The 22,685-nt window shown below is 64.0% G+C and carries 23 protein-coding genes; 8 read left to right on the top strand and 15 right to left on the bottom strand.

Features of this window, described 5'->3' with window-relative positions; genetic code table 11:
* The first annotated feature begins 71 nt into the window (after positions 1-71).
* Positions 72-782, top strand: coding sequence for a DUF6125 family protein (locus tag G452_RS0114450; protein ID WP_022662971.1), 711 nt, complete (start codon positions 72-74; stop codon positions 780-782).
* Positions 783-815: 33 nt separating this feature from the next.
* Here G452_RS0114450 and G452_RS0114455 read toward each other — a convergent pair whose 3' ends face one another.
* The 3 genes from G452_RS0114455 to G452_RS0114465 form a co-directional block, all read right to left on the bottom strand.
* Complete coding sequence (locus tag G452_RS0114455; RefSeq protein WP_022662972.1) at positions 816-1,028, bottom strand: hypothetical protein; 213 nt, start codon at positions 1,026-1,028, stop codon at positions 816-818.
* A 77-nt stretch (positions 1,029-1,105) separates the two neighbouring features.
* The gene (locus G452_RS0114460) at positions 1,106-1,573 is read right to left on the bottom strand and encodes a 23S rRNA (pseudouridine(1915)-N(3))-methyltransferase RlmH (protein WP_022662973.1); all 468 of its coding nucleotides are present in this window, start codon (positions 1,571-1,573) and stop codon (positions 1,106-1,108) included.
* A gap of 2 nt (positions 1,574-1,575) precedes the next feature.
* Positions 1,576-2,247 (bottom strand): metallophosphoesterase, encoded by a 672-nt coding sequence (locus G452_RS0114465; protein WP_022662974.1) that lies wholly within the window; start codon positions 2,245-2,247, stop codon positions 1,576-1,578.
* 117 nt (positions 2,248-2,364) lie between these two features.
* Here G452_RS0114465 and G452_RS21870 point away from each other — a divergent pair, with 117 nt between their 5' ends.
* The 7 genes from G452_RS21870 (at position 2,365) to G452_RS19700 (ending at position 8,173) form a co-directional block, all read left to right on the top strand.
* Complete coding sequence (locus G452_RS21870; RefSeq protein ID WP_022662975.1) at positions 2,365-2,949, top strand: 5-formyltetrahydrofolate cyclo-ligase; 585 nt, start codon at positions 2,365-2,367, stop codon at positions 2,947-2,949.
* Positions 2,937-3,677: a peptidoglycan editing factor PgeF gene (gene pgeF, locus G452_RS0114475; RefSeq protein ID WP_022662976.1), complete on the top strand. Its 741-nt coding sequence runs from the start codon at positions 2,937-2,939 to the stop codon at positions 3,675-3,677. Before G452_RS21870 ends, pgeF begins: the two co-directional genes overlap by 13 nt.
* A 331-nt stretch (positions 3,678-4,008) precedes the next feature.
* Positions 4,009-4,383: a phosphoribosyl-AMP cyclohydrolase gene (gene hisI / locus G452_RS0114480; RefSeq protein WP_040368753.1), complete on the top strand. Its 375-nt coding sequence runs from the start codon at positions 4,009-4,011 to the stop codon at positions 4,381-4,383.
* A complete protein-coding gene (gene hisG / locus G452_RS0114485) occupies positions 4,380-5,258 on the top strand; it encodes an ATP phosphoribosyltransferase (protein WP_022662978.1) in 879 nt (292 codons plus the stop codon). Before hisI ends, hisG begins: the two co-directional genes overlap by 4 nt.
* Before the next feature lie 68 nt (positions 5,259-5,326).
* Positions 5,327-5,491: a hypothetical protein gene (locus G452_RS21565; RefSeq protein ID WP_022662979.1), complete on the top strand. Its 165-nt coding sequence runs from the start codon at positions 5,327-5,329 to the stop codon at positions 5,489-5,491.
* Between the two features lie 33 nt (positions 5,492-5,524).
* Entirely contained in the window at positions 5,525-6,457 is a 933-nt protein-coding gene (locus tag G452_RS19695; protein ID WP_022662980.1) for a DMT family transporter, read from the top strand.
* Positions 6,458-7,816: 1,359 nt separating this feature from the next.
* On the top strand, positions 7,817-8,173 hold the full coding sequence (locus tag G452_RS19700) for a DUF4911 domain-containing protein (protein ID WP_022662981.1): 357 nt from the start codon (positions 7,817-7,819) through the stop codon (positions 8,171-8,173).
* 132 nt (positions 8,174-8,305) lie between these two features.
* Here G452_RS19700 and nhaB read toward each other — a convergent pair whose 3' ends face one another.
* From nhaB to G452_RS0114560, 12 genes are all read right to left on the bottom strand, one after another.
* Positions 8,306-9,973, bottom strand: coding sequence for a sodium/proton antiporter NhaB (nhaB, locus tag G452_RS19705; RefSeq protein ID WP_022662982.1), 1,668 nt, complete (start codon positions 9,971-9,973; stop codon positions 8,306-8,308).
* 151 nt (positions 9,974-10,124) lie between these two features.
* The gene (locus tag G452_RS0114510; RefSeq protein ID WP_040368749.1) at positions 10,125-11,564 is read right to left on the bottom strand and encodes a transferase; all 1,440 of its coding nucleotides are present in this window, start codon (positions 11,562-11,564) and stop codon (positions 10,125-10,127) included.
* 98 nt (positions 11,565-11,662) lie between these two features.
* On the bottom strand, positions 11,663-13,159 hold the full coding sequence (locus G452_RS0114515) for an SLC13 family permease (RefSeq protein ID WP_022662984.1): 1,497 nt from the start codon (positions 13,157-13,159) through the stop codon (positions 11,663-11,665).
* Positions 13,160-13,212: 53 nt separating this feature from the next.
* Positions 13,213-13,764: a CBS domain-containing protein gene (locus G452_RS0114520; protein ID WP_027189294.1), complete on the bottom strand. Its 552-nt coding sequence runs from the start codon at positions 13,762-13,764 to the stop codon at positions 13,213-13,215.
* A 535-nt stretch (positions 13,765-14,299) separates the two neighbouring features.
* Positions 14,300-16,927: a PEP/pyruvate-binding domain-containing protein gene (locus G452_RS0114525; protein ID WP_022662986.1), complete on the bottom strand. Its 2,628-nt coding sequence runs from the start codon at positions 16,925-16,927 to the stop codon at positions 14,300-14,302.
* A gap of 12 nt (positions 16,928-16,939) precedes the next feature.
* On the bottom strand, positions 16,940-17,647 hold the full coding sequence (locus G452_RS0114530) for a hypothetical protein (RefSeq protein ID WP_022662987.1): 708 nt from the start codon (positions 17,645-17,647) through the stop codon (positions 16,940-16,942).
* A 3-nt stretch (positions 17,648-17,650) separates the two neighbouring features.
* Positions 17,651-18,907 carry a sulfite exporter TauE/SafE family protein gene (locus G452_RS0114535; protein ID WP_022662988.1) on the bottom strand — a complete coding sequence of 419 codons (1,257 nt, stop codon included), beginning with the start codon at positions 18,905-18,907 and terminating at the stop codon, positions 17,651-17,653.
* A gap of 55 nt (positions 18,908-18,962) precedes the next feature.
* Positions 18,963-19,409: a response regulator gene (locus G452_RS0114540; protein ID WP_022662989.1), complete on the bottom strand. Its 447-nt coding sequence runs from the start codon at positions 19,407-19,409 to the stop codon at positions 18,963-18,965.
* A gap of 7 nt (positions 19,410-19,416) precedes the next feature.
* Positions 19,417-19,794 carry a response regulator gene (locus G452_RS0114545; RefSeq protein WP_022662990.1) on the bottom strand — a complete coding sequence of 126 codons (378 nt, stop codon included), beginning with the start codon at positions 19,792-19,794 and terminating at the stop codon, positions 19,417-19,419.
* A gap of 28 nt (positions 19,795-19,822) precedes the next feature.
* Positions 19,823-20,257, bottom strand: a complete 435-nt coding sequence (locus G452_RS0114550) for a response regulator (protein WP_022662991.1) — start codon at positions 20,255-20,257, stop codon at positions 19,823-19,825.
* Between the two features lie 75 nt (positions 20,258-20,332).
* Complete coding sequence (locus tag G452_RS0114555) at positions 20,333-22,054, bottom strand: sensor histidine kinase (RefSeq protein WP_022662992.1); 1,722 nt, start codon at positions 22,052-22,054, stop codon at positions 20,333-20,335.
* Positions 22,044-22,433 carry a response regulator gene (locus tag G452_RS0114560; RefSeq protein WP_022662993.1) on the bottom strand — a complete coding sequence of 130 codons (390 nt, stop codon included), beginning with the start codon at positions 22,431-22,433 and terminating at the stop codon, positions 22,044-22,046. The genes G452_RS0114555 and G452_RS0114560 overlap by 11 nt, the downstream gene beginning before the upstream one ends.
* Positions 22,434-22,685: the final 252 nt, after the last annotated feature.

Here is a 22,685-nt window from a genome sequence, read left to right on the forward strand (position 1 = left end):
GGAGGGGGGTCCGGGGGGAACCCTTTCTGCAAGAAAGGGTTCCCCCCGGAAGATTCTTCCAAGGATTCGCCATGCTCGACGACAACGCTCTGATTCTTGATTTTCTGCGCCGGACCATGGCGCACTACGGCCTTTGGTTCGCCGAGGCCGTGCACCAGGTCGGCCTGCCCCTGGCCCTGGAGGCCGAGCGCGAGGCGGGCGACCGCTGGCTGGCCATCGCGCTCAAGCGTCTGGCCAAGACCACGGGCCAGCCCATGAAGGACGGGCTGCCCGCGTTTTTGGCCGACATGGACGAGCAGAAGAAAACGGCCCTGCTGGAAACCCTGGCCGTGAACTGGCTGGCGGCGGACGGCGTCTGGTTCCAGGCCATCGAGACGCGCGCGGGCATGCACGACGCCAAGCGCGCCAACGACACCTGCTGGTCGCGCTTTTCGCCGCTGGAGGCCGCGCGCATCAAGGCGCTGCTGGAGCTGGAAGATGAGGCCGGGCTGGCGGGGCTCAAGGCGGCCCTGGGCTGCCGCCTCTACGCGCGCATCAACGAGCAGGAAATCGTGGACGAGGGCGATGCGGGCTTCACCTTCCGCATGACCCGCTGCCGCGTGCAGGACGCCCGCACGCGCAAGGGCCTGCCCGACTATCCCTGCAAGTCCGGCGGCTGCGTGGAATACACCAGCTTCGCCCGGACCATCGACCCGCGCATCAAGACCGAATGCATCGCCTGCCCGCCGGACGAGCATCCGGCGGAATGGGTCTGCGCCTGGCGGTTCGAGATCGGCAAGTAGGCGAAATGAAGCGGGCGGCGGGCGCGGGCCGGGCTATTCGCCCTCGCCCTTTGCCGCTTCCATGTAGGATTCCTTGAAGATCAGCTTGGTGGCCAGCTCGTCGCAGGCTTCGCCCAGGTCCATGATCCGTTCCAGAAAATCCAGTATTTCCACGCGCTGTCCTTCCTCGCCGTTGTCGAATTCAAAGGCGAGGTCGCCGCTCTGGACGTAGTTTTCTATTTTCTCCAAATATTCCGAAAAGATCATTGTCGCTCCGAAGGGGTGGAAGGGTTGAACGGCTCGCGGATACGCAGCGTGGCGCGGGCTTGCCCGCGTCCTCGCGCCTAGTCGTGATGATACGGCAGTCCCCTGTTGATGCTCGCGGCGCGGTAGAGCTGCTCCAGGAGCATGACCCGGCAGAGTTCGTGGGGCCAGGTGGCCTTGCCGAGCGCGAAGAGCAGGTCCGCACGCTTGCGGACCTCGTCCGTATGGCCGAACGGCCCGCCGATGACGAAACAGGGCGTGCGGCCGGGATCCTCGGTCCAGCGTTGCAGGTTCGCGGCCAGGGTCCGGGAGGGCAGTTCCTTGCCGCGCTCGTCGAGGATCACGGCGATGTCCTTGGGGTCCAGCGCGTCGAGCAGGGCGCGGCCCTCGCGCTGGCGCTTCTCCTCCGGCGGCAGCTTGCTCGGCGCGTCCTTCAGCTCCACGATCTCCAGCTTGTGGAAATGGCCGAGCTTTTTGACGTAGTGTTCTGCCGCGTCGCGGAAGAAGGGCTCCTTGAGCTTGCCCACGAAGAGGCACTTCACGCGCACGGTCAGACCTGCCTGAGCGTGCCGGTCACGCCGCCGTTGTCCGGCTCGACGACCACGTAGCCGCCCTGGGCGAGCATGCCCGGATTGATGACCTTGGTGCGGCCGATGCGGTCCTCACCTTCGGACTCGTGAATATGCCCGCTGATGCAGAGTGCGGGCTGCGTCTCCTCCAGAAAGGCGCGCACGGCCGCGCTGCCGACATGCCCGCCGGAGGTCAGCCGGTCCGCGCGGGTGTCCAGCGGCGGGGTGTGGATCACGGCCACCAGCTCGTCGTAATCGCGGGCCTTGGCGTGCGTCTCGCGAATCCAGGCGTCGATCTGGCGGTCCGAGACCTCGCTCGGCGTGCCGAAGGGCGTGGGCGTGGAAAAGCCCACCCCGAACGCGCCGATCCTGCGGCCCACGAGTCCCGGAAACAGGTCCACCACGTTCAGATGCAGGTTCGCGTTCCTGTCCACCAGGAAGTCGTGCACGGCCTGGGTGTCCATGTTGCCGATCTGGGCCAGCACGCGCGGGTTGCGCCGGGTCAGCTCCGCCCAGATGCGGCGGATCTGCGGCTCGCCGCCCCGGTTGGTCAGGTCGCCGCTGACGATGATCCCCTCGGCCTGTTCCAGGTCGGGGATCCTCTCGATCATGCCCGTGCTCTCGTGCACGTCGCCGAAGGCAATCCAAAACATGTTCCGCTCCTTGCCCGGTCCGCGCCCGCAAAGCGAAAGCGCACGAGCCGGGGCTTGTTGTCCGTCCGGAGTTAGCATAAACAGGATGCTGGAGGCACGCAACGGCTTGAGGACGACATGACCAAGAAGGACAAGGTTCGACGAACGCTCATTGAACAACGGCGTTGCATGGGCCAGGACGAGGTTTCGGAAAAAAGCGCGGCCATCGTGGCCCGCATCCGCGAGACCCTGGCCTGGAAGAACGTGCGACAGGCCCTGGTGTACTGGCCCACCCAGAACGAGGTGGACACCAGGCCGCTCATCGTGGAACTCTGGCAGCGGGGCGCAAGCGTGCTCCTGCCGAGATGCCGCCCAGGCCAGCCCGGCGTCATGGACGTGGCCTGCGTCAGCTGCGAGGCCGACCTCGCGCCCGGCGCCTATCAGATCATGGAGCCCGGTTCGGGCTGCCGCATCGTGGACATCCAGGCCGAAGACTTCGCGCCCGACCTCGCCCTCATTCCGGGCGTTGGCTTCGACCGCGACTGTTTCCGCGTCGGCTTCGGCGGCGGCTACTACGACCGCATGCTCGAAGGCCCGCAAATGGGACGCGCGCTCAAATTCGGCCTCTGCTACTCCTTTCAGGTCGTAGGCAAGCTCCCCGTGGACGACTGGGACAGGCCCGTGAACGCGGTCTGCACCGAGGAGGAACTGTGGTACAGATAGCCTTTATCCCGTTCGAATTTCCGGAGATCCCAGGGATAGGCTGCGCCTTTTCCTCGCGCCGGGGCGGAGCCAGCCGGCTCCCCTACCATTCCGCGAACCTCTCCTACGACGTGGGCGACGACCCGGACCACGTGGACGAAAACCGGGCCTGCCTGCAAAACCGCTTCCGGCTCAAGGCGCTCGTGGACTGCACCCAGGTCCACGGCGACGACATGCGCCTGGACGCGAAGCCCGGCATGCGCTGCGAGGCCGACGGCCTGACAACCGCCGAGCCAGGCATCGGCCTGATGATCAAGACCGCCGACTGCCAGCCCATCCTCCTGGCCCACGAGTCCGGAAAATACGCGGCGGCCCTGCACGCGGGCTGGCGCGGCAACAAGATCAACTTCCCGGCCACGGGCGTGCGCGTCTTCTGCGAGCATTACGGGCTGAAACCCTCCGAGCTGCTCGCAGTGCGCGGCCCCTCCCTCGGCCCGGACCAGGCCGAATTCCAGAACTTCGAGGACGATTTCGGCCCCGGATTCGAGCCCTGGTTCAACCCCGAAACCCGGACCATGAACCTCTGGGAGCTGACCCGCCACCAACTGGCCGAGGCCGGACTCGCGCCCGAGCGCATCTTCGGCCTGGACCTCTGCACCAAGTCGCGCGAGGAGGATTTCTTCTCCTACCGCCGCGACAAGACCACCGGCCGACAGGCCGGAATCATCTGGATCAAGAGCCCGATTTAGATTTCTTGGGAAAAGAATGCCTCCGGCGGCCAGAGGGCCCGCGGCCCTCTGGACTCCCTTTCTGCGGCAAAAAGCGATGCTGCGCATCCGCTTTTCGCCGCGAGCAGGGGCTATGGCAGGCTCTTTCTTGCGGCGCGACCAGCGCCGCCGAATGGGATTCCAAAGGGGCATTGCCCCTTTGGCCGCCGGAGGCGCATCTTCTTCCCCCTGAATTCACCTGATCGTCACCTCGTCCCCTCCCCGCATCGGGAGGCCCTGGTGTATGTCCCTTGCGGGCTGCGGCGTGATGGGCTAAGGAATTGGGTTCCCGATACACCAGATGAGGAAGACCATGCGACCCGACTTCAAGAAAATGAACGGATTGGTGCCTGCCATCGCGCAGGATGCGGACACGGGCGAAGTCCTGATGATGGCCTACATGAACGAGGCCTCCTGGGACAAGACGCTGGAGACCGGCGAGGTCCATTATTGGAGCCGCAGCCGCCAGGAGCTCTGGCACAAGGGCGGCACGTCCGGCCATGTGCAGAAGGTCCGCTCCATACGCCTGGACTGCGACGACGACACCATCCTGGTGCTGGTCGAGCAGCTGGGCGGCGCGGCCTGCCACAAGGGCTATCGCTCCTGCTTCTACCGCGAGCTGAAGGACGGCGTCGTTTCCGAATGTTCGCCCGTGGTCTTCGACCCCAAGGAGGTCTACAAAAAATGAATGACAAGAAGCTGCGCCTCGGCGTTCCCAAGGGCTCGCTCCAGGAAGCGACCATCAAGCTTTTCGATAAGGCCGGCTGGCAGATCCGCACCCATGCGCGCAACTACTTTCCGGACATCAACGACCCGGAGATCAAGTGCAGCCTGGCCCGCGCTCAGGAAATGGCCACCTACGTGCAGAACGGCACCTTCGACGTGGGCCTGACGGGCAAAGACTGGGTTCTGGAATGGGACGCGGACGTGGTCGTGGTCGATGACCTGATCTACTCCAAGGTCTCCAACCGCCCGGCCCGCTGGGTGCTCTGCGTCAAGGGCGACTCGCCCTTCAAGCGCCCGGAGGATCTGGACGGCTGCAAGGTGGCCACGGAACTCGTGGGCTTCACCAAGAACTATTTCAACTCCCTGGGCGTGAAGGTGGACGTCTCCTTCTCCTGGGGCACCACCGAGGCCAAGGTGGTCGAGGGCCTCTGCGACGCCATCGTGGAGATCACCGAGACCGGCACCACCATCAAGGCCAACGGGCTGCGGATCATCGCGGAGCTGATGCAGACCAACACCCAGCTCATCGCCAACAAGGACGCCTGGAACGATCCCTGGAAGCGCAAGAAGATCCAGAACATCAACCTCCTGCTCCAGGGCGCCCTGCGCGCGGACAAGATGGTCGGCCTGAAGATGAACATGCCCAAGGCCAAGCTGGCCGAGGCCAACGGCGCGCTGCCCGCGCTGACCTCCCCCACCGTGGCCGAGCTGAAGAACCCGGACTGGGTTTCCGTGGAAATCATCGTGGAGGAGGCCATCGTCCGCGAAATCATTCCCCAGCTCAAGGAGCTGGGCGCAGAAGGCATCATCGAATACCCGCTGAACAAGGTCATCTAGTTTCGGGCCGGGGCGCGAAAGACCGCACTGTTTTTCGCGCCCCAGCCATCAAGGCTTGAGGAGCGCGAATGCTGACGAAAATCGCCATTATCCTGGCGTTGCTGGTTATCCTGATCGGATCGCTCCGCAACCGAAAGTCCGAGCGCCCCAGCCGGACCACGAACGTCCTGCTCTGCATCATCGCCGCACTGCTCGCCCTGTCCATTCTCACCCACTTCATCCGGACCTCCTAACCGTCCAGGTTTCCTAAACGCGAGGAGATTCCCTTGCTCGGCACCTATCTTCGGCTCGTGGCCACCATGACCCTCTGGGGCGGCACCTTCATCGCCGGGCGGCTGCTCGCCGACATCGGCCCGGCCACGGCCTCGCTGATGCGTTTCGCCGTGGCCTCGCTGTTCATGCTCGCGCTCTGCTGGCGGCTGGAAGGGCGCGCCCCGCGGCTGTCGCGCGGCCAGATCGTCCCGGTGCTGCTCCTCGGACTCACCGGCATCTTCCTCTACAACATCTTCTTCCTCACGGGCCTGAAGACCGTCACCGCGGGCCGGGCCTCCCTGATCATCGCGGGCAACCCCGCGCTCATCGCGGTGCTGGCCGCCATCTTCTTCAAGGAGCCCTTCGGACGGGTCAAGATCCTGGGGCTGGCCCTGTCCATCCTCGGCGCGCTGGTGGTCATCTCGCGCGGCGAGCTGGGCGCGATCATGGGCCAGGTCAAGATCGGCGACCTGTTCATCTTCGGCTGCGTCTTCGCCTGGAGCAGCTACACCGTGCTCGGCAAGAAGGTCATGAACGGCCTCTCGCCCGTGGCCGCCGTGACCTGGTCCTGCCTCGCGGGCATGCTTTATCTCTTCCCCCTGGCCCTGCGCGAGGGGCTGGCCGCCAACCTCGCCGCCGCCAACAGCGTGGAATGGGCGAGCATGGCCTACCTGGGCGTGTTCGGCACAGGCGTGGGCTTCTCCTGGTACTACCAGGGCGTGAAGACCCTGGGCGCGGGCCGCGCCGGAGTCTTCATCAACCTCGTGCCCGTCAACGCCGTGCTCATGGGCTGGCTGCTGCTCGGCGAAGCCGTGGACCTCTCCCTGGCCATCGGCGCGGCGCTGATCTTCACGGGCGTGTATCTCGTCAACCGCCCGGCCCGCCGCGACCACGCGCACGCCCAGGCCGCAACGCACCAGCCGGACCCCGCGCCTATCGCGCGCTGACCGCTCCGGCTCGTCCGCGACTCGTCCGCGACAAAGCCGCAATATGGCCGCACGGCAGCAACGCCTGCGGCCTTTTGCTTTTCCGCAGGCATGCAAGCTTGGCCCCTGCTCGACCTGTCTGCCCCCGCCTGTCTGCCCCCGCCTGCCTGCCCCCGCCTGCCTGCCCCCGCCTGCCTGCCCCGAAATTCAAATTTTTTGCCCACCACCGCCCCCCCGGCAACGCTGACCCCCCGCGAAATCACCGCCGCCAAGCCAGGACACGGCAGGCCGCGCTCCGAAGTTTACATTTTTTCTTATTATATCACAGCATCTTATAGCCGGACTGCACGACTCAAGCTCCCGGCGCGCGAAAATTTGTACCTGAACAAGGCGCTCTGCTCCCACGTTCAAGATTTTTTACCAAAAAACTCTGCCAGCCCGGCATGGGCAAAACCAGAGCAAGACACAACAGCTTGTTTTTATGCGATTTATTTTCTTATTTGCTTTTATGGCGGGCTTTGGCACGAGCGTTGCTATATTAGAATTATCCTTCACAATTCCTTCCTTCACGAGAAATTTACAGGCTCCCCCCTTCAGGGAGCCTTTCTCGTTTCCAGGCCCTGGGAAAAGAGCGAAGAGGCCTCCGGCGGCCAGAGGGCCCGCGGCCCTCTGGACTCCCTTTTTGCGTCGAAGCCCGATGCTGCGCAGGCGCAGCATCGGGCTTCGACGCGAACGGCCTCCCCGGATATGGAGTTCTCTCAGGCGCTCTCGCAGCCTTGGCGCATCCCTTGCGCGGCGCTGGCCGGATGCGAAGCATCGGACAGCGCCGCCGAACGGGGTTCCAAGGGGCCGCGGGCCCCTTGGCCGCCGGAGGCATTCTTTCTTCTCCCCGCACCGGGCCGAATCCAATTTTTTCAACTCCGCTGTCGCCGTCCCGGCCTGCGCCCTGGACTTTTTTGCGCCCTGCCCTGTGGCCTGCGCTGTTTCGCCTCGCATTTGCTCGAAAATTATCCTGCGATTACAGGATGTTTTTGCCGCGATTTCGCACGGAGCACGCTGGTTCCAAGAATTTGTACTCGGATCCGGGCCGGGCACCGCCCGTTCAATAATTTTTACTCATTCGCACTCCCTCGGACCTGCCCGGCAAGCAATTCGTATCAGCAACACACTGCAAAATCAGGATAAAAAAATATTCTGCCTGCCAACTGCAACTTTGGCACGAGCGTTGCTATATTAGAATTATCCTTCATCACTCCTTCCTTCTTCGAGAAATTTTGGCTCCCCCCTTCAGGGAGCCTTTCTCGTTTCTGGGCCTGAGAAGTGGGGCCATTCTGCCTGCTTCGCCTTGACGCTTCCCTGCCTGACCGGGCATAGGGGGGCATGTCCAACTCCACGCACGACGCCGCCCCGCAGGGCAAGGCGCGCAAGCCGAAGCGGGTTCGTCCGCGCCGGGGCCGGGTCTTTCCCGCGCCGGACTGGTCCGCGCGCGCGTATGTGCGCGTGGCCCGCTCGGACGTGGCTTTGTTCCGTTTTCTGCTCGAAGCCTGGGACAACCTGGCGCTGTTCACGGTGGTGGACCGCGCCGCAGGCATTCTCATGCTCCGGTTCAGCGCACATCAGGAGCGCGAAGTGCGCCTTTTCCTGGAGGCGGCCCGCTCGGAAATCGCGGTGGAGCCGGTCTGCTGGCCGGGAGCGGACGCAGCGGGCGCCGGGCCTGTGCCGCCGATGAAGCTGTAGCTGACCGGATTGTGGTTGACCGCAACGAAAGAGCCCGCTCCTTGGAGCGGGCTCTTTTATTCGGGGTTCTCAGGGGCCGCGGGCCCCTGAGCCGCCGGAGGCATTCTTCCTCCTCCGGCCTCTCTCTTCGGCCTAGTGGCCGCTGAAGTGCAGCACGCTCACGAGCCAGTGCTCGATTTCGGGCATGTACCAGGTGGCGGTCAGTCCGGCGATGGACATGGTGATGGTGTACGGCAGGGCCAGCATGACCATGCGCATGTAGGACAGGCGGATGACCGGAGCCAGGGCCGAGGTCAGCAGGAAGAGGAAGGCGGCCTGTCCGTTGGGGGTGGCTACGGACGGGATGTTCGTGCCGGTGTTGATGGCCACGGCCAGGGCGTTGAACTGCTCCTTGATGGCCACGAGCTGCTGTGCGGCGGCCTGCGGGAACTGCGCCAGGAACTCGTGCGAGTTGACCTTGTAGTCGGTCAGGCCGGCCATGATGTCGTGTCCGGACATGGTCACGCCGGGCACCGCGCCCATGACCTCGGTGAAGTGCATCTTGGTTTCCGAGATGTACACCGTGGCCACGAAGACGTTGTCCGAGATCATGGAGAGCAGACCGTTGGCCAGGTAGTAGGCCGCGAGCTGCTGCTTGCCCTGGAGGCTGAGCACGAAGTTGATGATGCCCTTGAAGAGGTGCTGGTCGTGGATCACGGCCACGATGGCGAAGAAGACCACGAGCAGCGCGGTGAAGGGCAGGGCTTCTTCAAAGGCCTTGCCGATGCGGTTTTCCTCGATCACGCCGTTGAGGGCGGTGAGCAGCACGATGATGGACAGGCCGATGATGCCGACTTCGGCCAGGTGCAGGGCCAGGGCCAGAATCAGCCAGATCGCGGCGCAGGCCTGGATGAGCAGGCGGGCCTTGCCGGCCAGGCCAAGGGCCTCCTCGCTGCGGGTGGCTTCTTCCAGCAGGACCGAGCGGACGTTGCCGGGCAGGAAGTGGCCGTAGCCGAAGATGTGGAATTTCTCGACGGCGACGCAGGTCAGCAGGCCCACGATGAGCACGGGCATGGAGATGGGCGCGACGTAGACGAAGAACTCGACGAAGTGCCAGCCCATTTCCGAAGCGATGAGCAGGTTCTGGGGCTCGCCCACCAGGGTGCAGACGCCGCCGAGCGCGGTGCCCACGGCGCCGTGCATCATGAGGTTGCGCAGGTAGCCCCGAAATTCCTTGAGATCCTCGCGGGCCATTTCCTTCACGGCTTCGTCGTTGAGCAGGTCGTGCCCGCCCTTGGCCGCGACTCCGGAAGCGTATCGGTGGTAGACGTTATAAAAGCCGTAGGCCACGGCGATGATAACGGCGGTGACGGTCAGGGCGTCGAGAAATGCGGAGAGAAACGCTCCCGCAAAGCAGAAGAGCAGCGAAATGGCGATCTTGGATTGAATCTTGACGAGCAGCTTGGTGAAGGTGAACTGGAGCAGTTCCTTCATGAAGTGGATGCCCGCGACCATGAAGATCAGCAGCAGGATCACGGGAAAGTTGTTCAGGGCTTCGTGATAGACGGTTTCCGGGCTGGTCATGCCCAGGAACACGGCCTCGATGGCCAGCAGGCCGCCCGCGGGAAGCGGGTAGCACTTCAGGGCCATGGCCAGGGTGAAGATGAATTCGCAGATCAAGACCCAGCCCGTTACGAACGGACCGGCAACCTGCAACAGAATGGGGTTGAGGATAAGAAAGCCTATGATGCAGAGCTTGTACCACGTCGGCGCATTGCCGAGCAGGTTTCTCTGTAAGGCTTGTGCAATCGTTTTCGGCACAGTTGTTCTCCTTCTAATCGTTGGCGACAAACTATCGTTCGGCCCGGTGGCCGATGCGATATTGCGGTCCGCCCCTGCCCGGACGACACGCTCTGTTAAGGCATTCGAAGCACAGTAGCCGTTTCCTTTCGAGCAGGCAACGCTTCCGCTTTTAGAATCTCCCCGTATGGCAGGAATCGCCGATGGTCACCGTGGGGCAAAGGCCCTTGAGATCCCCCTGCGGATAGGGCTGGAGGATGCTGTAGGAGCTGCCCTGGGTTTTCTGGGCGTGGCCCTGGGTGTCCTCGTCGTCGAAGTAGGCGCCGTTCTCCTCCAGGATGTGCTCGATGCGCTTGCGGAATCCTTCCACAAAGAGCTTGCCCGCGCCTTCGAAGGTCATGTTTCCGAGGCGGAACTGCCCCTTGAGCTCGGAAAAGGCCTCCAGGGACATGCTGTTCACTTCCAGATCGCTCTGCCGGTTGACCAGCCCCCAGACCAGGCTTCCCGCCGGGATCTCGATGGGCTCTTCCGCGTCGATGATGGTGTGGGGCATGACGATGCTGTCGCTGCCGATGCGCACGGGGCAATCCTCGCTGCCGCGCAGGAAGGAGTTGAACCCGGTGAAGACCTTCTGGCCCAGGTGGCAGTGGATGACCTTGCCGCCGTGGGCGTTGACGTCCATGCCTTCGAGCACGGAATTGACGATGTAGCAGTTTTCCTGGGCGTTGGCGCCGTTGCCGAGCTGGGAGTTCTCCACGTAGGCGCGCTGGGCCACGAGCACGTTCTCGCCGATCTGGGTGTCGCCCTTGACCACGGCGTACGGGCTGACCAGGGCGGACTCGGGAACGTCCGAGGGCAGTTCCGGAACCACCGAGGCGTAGACCGGCATGAAATCCTCCTTGCGGCTCTCCAGGAAGTCCATGAAGTCGCCGCGCGGGGTCTTGCCGGGAGTGTAGTCCACGTACTTCTTCAGCGCGTTTTCCGGATACTGGTACTTGAACTCGAAGGCGTCGTCCGCGCGGACCCAGACCAGGCCGTCGCCGATGTGCTCGTGGGAAAGCTCCGTGACCTGGACGTAGCTGAACACGCCGACCACGCAGTCGTGCAGGGTGGAGAGGTCCACCGTGCCGAAGGGCTTGAGCAGCAGGCCCTCGGTGCAGGTGCCGTGGATGTTGGAGTAGTGCAGGGCCACGGTGTTGCGGATGCGGAAGATCTCCAGGCTTTCGGGGTCGTGGGAATTGTTGTGCACCAGGGTCTTGAGCAGGATGGAGTTGCGGATGCTGATGATCTCGTCGGCGTAGACGAGCACGTCCTCGTTGCCGACCTTGATCACGGTTCCTTTCTTTTTCAGCTCGTCTCCGCGGATGTCGCTCTTGTAGAGCACGGCGTTCTCCACCTCGCACTTGCCCAGGAAGTAGGTTCCGGCAAGGCTGGAGCTGTGGAACCGGAAGTAGAGCGGGTGGTGGGGCGTGAGCGCGTAGAACGCATAGTACTGCGCGAACTTGTCCTCGGCCACGAGGCCGCTGACGTAGGGCCGCACGTCCGCGCGCGGATTGCGCAGGTTCAGGTTCACGCGGGTCACGATGTGTTCGATGAGTCTCTCCAGTTGCATGAGCGGCTCCTTCTTCAAGCTATTTCCGCGAAAGGCGCGGCCGGGCACCTTGCAATGCCCGACCGCGCCCGTTCACAATCAGTTATGATCCACGCTTCCTAGCCTCCGGCGGGCAGGGTTACGGCCATGCCCATGAGAGGCCAGATCACGGCGACGAACAGGGCCAGCACGACCATGAGCAGCACGGACGCCAGAATGCCGTACTTGAAGAACTCGCCGCTGGTGAACTGCCCGGAATCGTAGGCGATGGCGTTGGGCGCCGCGCCCACGAGCAGCAGGAAGGGCATTCCCGCGCAGGCCAGGGACGCGAAGAGCACGACCTCGCCGGCCACGCCCAGGTACGGCGCGATGACGAGCGCCACGGGCAGGGAGATGGCGATGGCGGCCACGTTCATGATGAAGTTGGTCATGACCAGCACGAAGAAGGCGATGGACATGATGAACAGGAACCAGTTGGCTTCCTTGAAGAGCGCCAGCCAGTTCACGGCGAGCCACTTGGCCGCGCCCGTTTCCCAGAGGCAGAAGCCGATGGACATGGCGCCCGCGAAGAGCAGGATGATGTTCCAGGGCACGGACTCCAGGTCGTCGAGATCAAGGATCTTGAGCACGAAGAAGCTCACGGTGGTGACCAGGAGCACGGCGGACTTGTGGAAGCCCTGGAGCGCGGGGATGAAGCTCTGCAGCGACATGAACACGATCACGCCGAGGATGACGCTGGCCGCGATGACCTCGTTGCGGGTGATGGGCCCCATTTCCTTGTCCAGCCGGGCGACCTTCTCGCGCAGGCCGGGAATGACCTTCTTTTCCGGCTTGAAGAAGATCATGAAGAATCCCCAGAGCAGGAAGACCATGCCCCAGCCGATGGGGAAGTTGTAGAAGGCGAACTTGAAGAAGGTGATGTCCGCGCCCATGAGCTCCTTGTAGAAGCCCAGGGCCACCATGCCGCGCGCCGCGCCGAGCAGGGTGATGATGGAGCCCGCGCCCGCCACGTAGGCCATGCCGATGAACAGGCCCTTGCCGAACTTGGTGACCTTGTTGCCTTCGCCGTAGAGCGCGTAGATGGCCAGCAGCAGCGGGTAGATGGTGGCGGCCACCGCGGTGTGGGCCATGAAGTGGGTCAAAAACGCGGTGACCACGAACACGCCCAGATAGATCATGCTGGTGCGCTCGCCCACGACCTTGAGCATCTTGTAGGCCAGGCGCTTGGTCAGTCCGGTCTTGGTGAAGACCAGGCCGATGACGATGGAACCGAAGATGAACAGCACGGACGGATCCATGAAGTCCTTGAACGCGGCCTTGGAGTCCCAGACGCCCTCGGCGTTGGTGCGCAGGTGGCAGAGCGTCTGGAGCACGCCGATGAGCAGCGAGGTGATGCCGATGGGCACGACCTCGAAAACCCACCAGGTGCCGGCCCAGAGAAACACGGCCAGCGCGCCCTTGCCCTCGCGGCTGAGCACGAAGTGCTCGCCCAGCGGGTCGATGGCGTCGGGCCAGGGCGGACAGTAGTAGACCAGGGCGAAGAGCGCCGGTCCGAGCAGCAAAAAGAACAGGCGCTTCCAGTTGAAGGCCTTTTTATCAATGGCGGCAGTCGTCATTTGTCCATTTCCTCCTCGAAAATCACTCGGTTTCCCCAATCGAGCGGGGCCGACTACGGTTTGCAGGCCAGGGTCAGCTCGCGGATTTTCTCGAAAACGTCACCAAGGCGCAGAACGCCCGTGACTTCCTCGCCACGCCGCACGATGATCGGCTGATGCACGCCCATGACGAACCGGTGCAGGGCCTTGCCGAGATCGTCGCCCTCGTCCATGAACTCGGTCCGGGCGCAGTGGTGCATGATTTCGCCGACCCTGATCTCCGCGCCGTCCCGGCAGAGGTTTTCCAGGGGCTCGGTCCAAAGGTCGTAGTCCTTGTAGAGCTTGGCCACGTAGTCGGCGGAAAGCGAATTTTCACCTTTCGCCGTGCCGAAGAGGCGCTTGTAATTCGGTTCCAGGGCCATGAACACGTCAAGCATGGTCACTTTGCCCTTGAATTCGCCGCCGTTGCCGAAGACGAGCGCATCCCTGTGCGCGTGCCCGGCAAGCCCCTTCCGTTCGCGGTCCTCTTCCAGGGCGCGAAAGCAGTCGGAAAGGGTGTCGTCCACGTCCACACGGACATACTCGGACAACGGCACCATCAGTTCCTTGACAGCGATTGACTTCATTCGGGTGTCCTCCCCCTTGCAATGATCCAGATCCCTCATTTCATTCACGCGGACGAGCGCCAACGGAAAAAGACCCGCGGCTGCGGAAGCAGTCGGATCCTCGTCCTTCGTCAGCCGGAACGTACTGCCTGAGTCTGCCGGGGGCGCGCGCCAAAAGCGCACACCCCACCCCGGAAGCCTGAATATCCCCGCATCAGGATGTCGGTACTCGTATGGTTGAGCGCATTTCCCGGTCCGGCGGCGTCTTGAAGACACGGATTCCAGGGTCTGCCTTGGAACGGCGCGGCGCTTGCCTTGCCTCTCCACCCCGGATCCGCGGCCGTCTTCGCACGGCACGCCGATCCCAGAGAATACGCTCGGAATTCCTGCCGGATTATCGTCCCGGCAAAATCGTGTCAAGACTTTGTGAAATTTAGCAACAAGCTCGAACGCGAATGATTAAAGCGAGTTATGGCTGCGCGATTTCCGGGAAACACGCGGATATCGCGCAGGGAAGCGCGGGGAATTGACTGCTAACTATACGGCGGCGTTTATTTTATTTCGAAACTTGCCCGACCGGGGCAACAATCGTTCGCAAATCATTTAGCATTTTGGCCTTGGCCCGCTGAACGGCGTTCTGGTCGGCCATGATCATGTCGATCTGCCGCGTGTGGATGATCATGTAGCCGAGCACCTTGAGCCGCTGCTCCATGAACTCCCGGCCCGCGTCCTTGACGCGCGCGGTCAGGCTGTCCTCGCGGATGTCGCAGCGGAAGTCGTATTCCTCCAGCACCTCGGCCACGAGCCGGGCCCGGGCCTGGCGCCGGAGCGCGTCCGCAGCCCCGCCCTTGAACCGGAAGGCCACGTAGTTTTCCTGATGCCGGTCGCTGACCAAGGCTTCCACAAGGCAGAAATGGAAGCCGAAGCGCGATTGCAGGCTGCAAAAATGCTTGGAAATCATGAAGTAGTTGCGGATCAGGTATTTGGTGTCCGAGGCCGGGTCCAGGTGCGGGTTCATGGTCGCCTCGAACATGACCGAGAGAAAGCCGCGCGCGTTGACCGGGGGAGGCCCGTCCCAGGGCACGGCGGTCATGCCCGACCAGAGCGCGAGCATGGGCACGGAGGTGATGTTCGAAAGCCGCACCGTGTTCTCGCGGGTTTCCTTGCGGAAGCCGTCGTCCAGGTTGATGATCCAGAACTGCATGGGCGACTGGGGCGTGACCAGCTGCTTGGCCGAACGTTCCGGGAAGTTGTCGTCCTTGCCGAAGCGGAACATCTCCTCCACGGCCTTCTGGTGGCAGAAGCGGGTCACGTCGTGCAGGGTCTTGCAGTTGCGGACCCGGAAATCAACGCTTTCCGGAGCCAGCAGGTTCAGGGGCAGGACCAGCTCGGCCACTTCCTTGAGCCGCTCGTGGACCTGGGTGCCGACCATGATCGCCTTGCGCGGCCTGGCCCGGCGCAGCAGCACGTCGCAGCGGCCCTCGTAGACCGCGCCGCGCTCCGCGTCCACCGTGACTTCCAGGCCGGAGGTCAGTGTCGAGGTCGCCCCCGCCAGGGCGAAGACCGCGGGAATGCCGAATTCGCGGGCCACGTTGGCCAGATGTCCGGCTGCGCCGCCCTCCTCGGCCACCACGGCGGCGGCGCGGGAAAGCAGCACGGCCCGGCGCGGCAGCGGCTGGCGCAGCACCATGATCGCCCCCAGGGGAAAGTCCAGGGCGTCCGCGTCGCGCTGGATCACCCGGACCGGTCCGCAGGCCGCGCCCGGACTGGCCGTGACCCCGCCGGAAAGCAGCAGGGGGGCGCCCTGCACGTCGGCGGGCGGCGGCTTGGGCGCGCCGTCCCGTTCCAGCCCGGTCAGGGGCCGACTCTGGAGCACGAGCAGACGCCCGTCGTGGTCGAAGGCCCATTCCACGTCCTGGGGCTGGCCGAAATGCCGCTCCAGGGACATGGCCCCCCGGGCCACCTGGAGCACCTGCTCCTCGGTGAGCGAAGGCAAGGCCCCGGTTTCCGGGTCCAGCTCCTCGCGGGCCACGCCCTCGCCCTCGCGGCAGACGAAGCGGCTGCGCTTCTGCGCGATGCGGCTGCCCACGATGCGGCCCTCGCGGCGGTGCACGTAGAAAAGATCGGTGCCCCCGCCCCCGTCCACAACGGCCCTGGCCAGTCCCCAGGCCGCGTTGATCATTTCGTTGTCGGAGCCGGGGTCGAGCGGGTCCACGCTGTAGGCCACGCCTCCGGCAACGGTCCGGACCATTTCCAGGCAGCCCACGGCCATGCCCGCGGCCTCGTCCGGAATGCCCCGGTGCAGGCGGTAGGCCATGGCCTGGGGGCTGTATTTCGAGGCCACGACCTCGCGGTACACGTCCGGGGCGTTTTCCGTGCAGACGTTGAGCACGGTGCGGTACTGCCCGGCAAAGGAAGCCTCGCGCCCGTCCTCGCCCAGGGAGCTGGACCGCATGGCCAGGCGCAGGCCCGGCCCTGTCTTGGCCTCCATCTCGCGGCAGCGCATGCGGATGGCGTCCTCCACGTCGCCGGGCAGGGGCGCGCGGATGATGCGCTGCTGAATCGCGGAGCTGAGGCGCTGCAATTCGTCGGGCTCGTCGTGCGGCGCGCCCTGGATCATGGCGTCGATCTCCTCCTGGAGCCCCAGGTGGGTCAGGAAAAGCCGCTGGGCATGGGCCGTGACCACAAAGCCGCCGGGCACCGCGAGCCCAAGGCCCGACGCGATTTCTCCCAGGTTGGCCATCTTGGCCCCGGCCAGGTCCGTGGAGTCGCGGTTCAGGTCCGCAAGCCGAACGGTCAGGGGGCCGTCCTCGTCTTCCGGGACGAGCCCGAGCCGGATGTTGATTTCCGTGCGGATTTCCCCGAAACGCTCCATGAGCCTGGGGTGCCGCTCCGGGGCGAGGTCTTCGAGGTGGCGCACCAGGTTGTAGACCGAGGCGCACAGGCGGGTGGCCGAGCTGCGGATGAAGTGCATCCCGAAGGGACGGAGGCCCCGCAGGGCCTCCTCCATTTCGGTCATGATTTCCAGTGCCGACGAATTGGCGTTCAGCAGCAGCTTGAAGCTGTGGTAGCGGGCCTTGAACTCGGCCTTGAGGGTTTCCAGGCGTTCGTCCCCGGAATCCTCCGGTTCTCCGCGCCCGAAAAGGCGCCGCAATATGCCGATCACGTCAGGCCCGCTTCCCACGTCGCATGCTTCCTAGGTTTCCGTTCTCTTGCCCTTCTTCATCTGCAGGCCGATGCCCTCGGAGAGGAAGAAGATGGCGAAGCCCCACCAGAGCGTATAGATCACGTAGAAGACCAGGGCGAAGGCCAGGGTGCCCGCCTTGGACGCAGCGCTCTGCGGCTGGATGCCGTAGAAGTTGTAGCCCACTTCCACGCCCTTGGCGATGGCCGTCTGGATGAACAGGGCGGGCTTGAAGTGCTTTTGCAGGTTCAGTTCCGTGATGGTCCCAGTGAGGACCTTCCACCAGAGGAACATGACGCGTCTGGCCTCGATGCCGTACTTGGCCTCCAGCTCTTCGCCCTTGTTGAAGAACATGGCGTCCGAATCCGCCAGGGCAGCGGCCAGGAGCTTGCCCAGGTCCGCCTCGTAGCTGAGTCCGGCGTCGGCGGAGGTCACGCTCGCGCCGTTGCGCTCCAGGATCACCGCTCCTTCCGCTGCCAGGGCCGCTTCTTCGGAAAGCACCGTGACCGCGATCATATTGCCGTCGAATTCCTTGGCCTGCTCCATGACCTTGGGCATGTAGTAGGTCGAATCCTTGGCGATGGAGTTGAACAGGGCGTCCGAGGCGTGGAACGCGTTCTGCCCGCCGAAGTTGGGGGTGAACATGTACCAGAGAACCACAAAGAAGCTCACGGCCAGGGCCGCGCCCCACGTAAAGTGCTTTTTATCCTGAATCAACATGACTTACGCCTCCCTGAGCTGACCGATCTTCATGATGAAGGTGCCCACGACCCAGATGCCGAAGATGGCCACCACAATGAAGAAGACCCAGTTGCCTATTTGCGTCAACAGTATTCCGGTGGACTTCTCCAGGACGATGAACTTCATCTCCGCGAGCTTGCCCGGCAGGGCGAAGAGGCGGTTGGCGAAGCCCGCCAGGATGGCGACCGCGTAGAACCCGCGAATGTAGATGCCCTTGACCAGCTTGGTGGTCAGCGCGCCCACCTGGATGCCCAGGAGCGAGCCGAGCAGCATGCCCATGGCCAGGGTGTAGAAGATGAAGCCGTAGATGGCGTACTGGCTGATGGCCGCGAAACCCGCGGTGAAGATGATCTGGAGGATGTCCGTTCCCACGGTGGTGAAGGAGCTGACGCCCAGGATGTAGACGAACATGGGGAAGGTCAGGAAGCCGCCGCCCACGCCCATGATCGCGGCCACGAAGCCAACGATGGCGCCGCAGATGGCCACGTAGAGCGCGGGAATCTTCTTGCCGCCGGGAACCAGGTCTTCGTCGAAGGTCAGCAGCGGCGGAATCTTGGAGGCCTGGAGCCGCGCGGGCAGGCCCTTGCCGGAATCGCCGCCTCCGCCGTGCGCGTCGCCGTCGCCGCCGGCCTTGCGCAGCTTCAGGAAGTCGAGCAGCGCGTAGATGCCCAGGAAGCCGAGCAGCACCACGTACACCAAGGAGATGAACGTGTCCGAGAGCACCGGGTTGAGGTTGTAGAGATAGTGGTTGATGAACCCGCCGCCGACCACGCCCACGATGGAACCCGCCAGGAAGGCCACGGCCAGCCCCACGGAGACGTTGCCCAGCTTCTTGTGCACGGTGGTGCCCATGATCGCCTTGGCGAAGATGTGGAACAGGTCCGTGCCCACCGCGAGAATGCCCTTGATGCCCGCGCTCATGAGCGCCGGGGTGATGATGAAGCCGCCGCCCGCGCCGATGCAGCCCGTGATCAGGCCTGCGGCCACGCCGATGAAGATGGAGACCAGGAAGATCTCCGGGGTGTAGAAGGCCGGGCTGTAGGCCTTCTTGCCGCCCAGGATCTGGGGCAGCGTGCCGGGATCGGCGGCCATGGCCACGGAGAACAGGATGGCCGGGAGGGCCACCAGCAGCAGGATGAGCAGGCGCTTCCTGCTCTTCAGGATATTCATGGACGTCTCATAGTCCCACCGGGCGTGGGCTGCGGACGCCATGCACATCAGCTCGTAGATTTTTCTCATGGGTCTTGCACTCCTCTCCAATGATCGTTGCGTTAGAAAGTTTCCCCGTCCATTCTCAAACGTCGTCATCGTTTCCGGACGTTCCCCGTTTCGCAAGCCTGTCCGAGGTCGCCCGTATTTTCCGTTCGTGCAGATCCTTGCGCGTGTAGGCGTCCTGGATCTTGAAAAGCAGTTCGTCGATGTCCATGGGCTTCATGAGGTAGTCGAAGGCGCCCAGCTCCATGCCCTGCACCGCCGCGTCCAGGTCCGCGTGCCCCGTGAGCAGGATGACCTCGGTCAGCGGGTGCTCGCGCTTGAGCGCCCGCAAGGCCTCGATGCCGCCCATGCCGGGCATTTTCACGTCCAGCACGACCACATCCGCAGGGTTGGCGTGAAGCTGCTCCAGGGCGGCTTCGCCGGAATGGGCCGTTTCCGGCCTGAGTCCGCGCCGTTGCAGCCGCTTGCCCAGCGTCTGCAGAAACTCGGCCTCGTCGTCCACAAGCAGCAGCCTGATGGGTTCCATGCGCACCTCACTTGCCCACGGCCTGCCGAATCTTGGCCAGCAGGTTATCCAGTTCGCAGGGCTTGAGCAGATAATCGAAGGCCCCGTGGGCCATGCCGTCCCGCGCCGCCTGCTCCGAGCCGTGGCCCGTCAGCATGATCACGGGCAGTTCCGGGACCATCTTCTTGAGAATGCTGAGCACCTCGATGCCGTTCATGTCCTCCATCTTGAGGTCGACCACGGCCACGTCGAAGTCCTGGCCGCGCAGCTTCCGGATGGCGTCGGTGCCGGAAAGGGCCGGAGTCACCTGGACCCCCCGCCTGCCGAGCCGCTTGCGCATGACGTCCACGAACCCCGCCTCGTCGTCCACGAGCAGCAGCCGTATGGTTTCCCTCGCGCTGGACATGCCGTCTCCCGCCTGTTTCCGTTCCGGCCTAGTCGCCGCGCCGCAGGGCGATGCTCTGGGCGCGGGCCTCGATGATCTTTTCCTCGTGCTGCCGCTTCTTGGTGGCGGCCGCATCGATCTTCTCCATGAGCACGTCCATGTCGCTCGGCTTCATGAGATAGTCGAAGGCGCCGAGCTTCATGCCGTCGATGGCGGTTTCCACGGTGGCATGCCCCGTGAGCATGATCACCTCCACCAGCGGGTATTCCGCCTTGATGCGCTTGAGCGTGTCCACGCCGTCGATGCCGGGCATCTTCACGTCCAGCACCACCACTTCCACGTCCGGCGCGGCAGCCAGCGCGTCCAGGCACTCCTGCCCGCTGAAGGCGGCGCGCACGTCCACGTCGCGCTTTGTCAGCCGCCGGGTCATGGCCTCCACAAAGGCCTTTTCGTCATCCACCAGCAACACGGTGGCCACACTCATGATCCTCCCTCCTCGTTTCCGGTTTCCCGTTCCAGTTCCCCTGACAGCGACCGCCCGGCGGACGCCGTCGAAAAATCACGCCCTGCCTTCGTCGTCGGCCTCGCCCTTGCGGAGTGGCAGGCGGATGTGGAAGGTGGTGCCCACGTCGAGCACGCTGGACACGCTGATCTCGCCGCCCATCTTCTGAATGATGCCGTAGCAGATGGAGAGTCCCAGGCCCGTGCCCTTGCCCACGGCCTTGGTGGTGAAGAACGGATCGAAGATCTTTTGCAGGTTGGCCTTGGGTATGCCCTGGCCCGTGTCCGAAACGGAGATGACCACCTGGTTCTCCTCGCGCCGGGTCGTGACCTTGAGCTGGCCGCCTTCGTGGTCCATGGCGTCGATGGCGTTGTTGATCAGGTTCAGGAAGACCTGCTGGAGTTCCGAGGGGGAGGCCTCGATGGGCGGCAGGGCCTCGGCCAGCTCCGTGACGATGTGCACGTTGGCGAAGCGGGCCCGCTGCTCGGAAAGCGCGGCCATCTCCTCGATCAGCTCGTTGATGTGCACGGTCTTCATGGTCGGGTCGATCTTGCGGGCAAAGGAAAGCAGCTTGTGGGTGATCTCCTTGCAGCGCCCGCCCTGGGTGCGAATCTGCCCCAGCGCGCGGAGCACTTCCTGGGAGTTCTCCATGGCCCGCAGATCCTCCTCTTCCATCAGATCCTGAATCCAGCCCGCCTCCTCGACCATGATGGCCACGGGATTGTTGATCTCGTGGGCGATGCCCGCGGCCAGCTCGCCCAGGGAGGCCAGCTTGCCCGCCTCGATGACCTGCTCGTTCATCATGTCCTTCTGGCGGTCCGTCTCCACGACCGTGTTCAGGATGCGCTTGGAAAGCACGATGGCCATGAAACCGATGGCCAGGGTGCTGAGCAGCACGCCCACCAGGGCGAAGTTGCGCGCGCGCAGGAAGAGCAGGAAGGCGTCTTCCTGGGTCTGCTGGAAAACCAGAATCCAGTCCCCGTTCTTCAGCCCGGCCGTGACGAAGACGCTGTCCTCGCCCGTGGCGGGATCCTGGCCCAGATGCACGTGGGCCGGGACCGGCCCGCCGAAACGGCTCTGCCCCATGTTCTGCTCCGGGCTGAGCACTTCGTTCAGGAAAGATTGGCTCATGGCCACCTGGCGGCGCGGCTTGGTCTGAAATTCGCCGCCCCGGCTGACGATGTAGGCCAGTCCGGTCTCGCCGATGCGGATGTTCTCCACCAGCCGGTTGAAGGCCACGAAATCAATGGTCGAACGCAGGATGTACTCCTGCCCGCCCCAGCTGTGCTTCACGGCCACGATGAAATGGGGCAGCCCGCGCAAGCCAAGGAACACGTCCGAAATATAGAACTCGCGCTGCATGGTTTCCTGGAACCAGAGCGCGTGGCCGTAGTCCGCGCGGCCCAGGCGGAACGGGCCGGAATAGGCCACCTGCGTTCCCTGGGCGTTGACCAGACCCAGGTCCACGAACACGCCGCCGTACCGCTCCTGCATGCTCAGGAGCAGCCGGGACAGGCCGTCGTCGTCCCGGACCTTCTCGAAGTCCGTCACGTCCGCCAGCACCCGGATCTCGGCCAGCTTGCCGAACAGGAAGGCGTCGATGCTCTGCTTGTGGCCGAGCACCAGCTGCTCCATGTGCGCGAGCACCTTCTGCTTGTAGGCGGAATGAAACTGGTAGCCGCCCAGCGCGGCCAAGATCAGCAGCGGCGTCAGGGACACGACCACGATGGTGCCGATCATGCTCCGGCGCAATCCGCTGTAGTAGCTCTTATCCGTCATGCCCCACCTCCGCGCCGCCGGAACCCGGATGCGCGCGCCCGAGCGCGCGTCTCACCGCCACGCCGAGCGCGTCGATGCGCCCGCTCTTTTCCACCAATTCCACCACGGCAGGTCCCGGCGGCACCAGTTCGCCGACTCCATGTCCGTGCAGCACGAGCGGCAGGCCCGGATGCTCGGAACGGAGAAAGCGCAGCAATGCTTCGCCGCCACGCGAAGGAAGATCAGGATCGACGATGAGCAGGTCCGGAAGAACTTCCGAACCGAGCAGGCGTTCCATGTCCTCGCTGCTGCCCGCCCCGCGCACGCCGAAGCCGCGATTCCGAAACTCCCGGCCAAGGAATTCGCGCACATGCGGGTTGCGGTCCACAATGAGGATCATGATCTCTTTCCTGTTCACGGTTACTCTCGCTTCCTCGTTCTGCATTCCATAAGGCAATGAACGTGCCAGATTTCACGAAGCCATACGCATTTTCAAACCCCCGTCGGCAAAGGATAAATTCCGGCGAAATTCTCCACCGAATCGGTTCTTTACGGCTTCCGGTGTCAGCTCCCTTTACACCTCGTAAAAAATCCGTCCGCTCCCGCTCCGGCGGCGCGCCTTGCGCCGAGGGCGCGATCGCGGTACGTCTGC

It is taken from the genome of Paucidesulfovibrio longus DSM 6739, assembly GCF_000420485.1.
In the GTDB taxonomy this organism is placed as follows: Bacteria; Desulfobacterota; Desulfovibrionia; order Desulfovibrionales; family Desulfovibrionaceae; genus Paucidesulfovibrio; species Paucidesulfovibrio longus.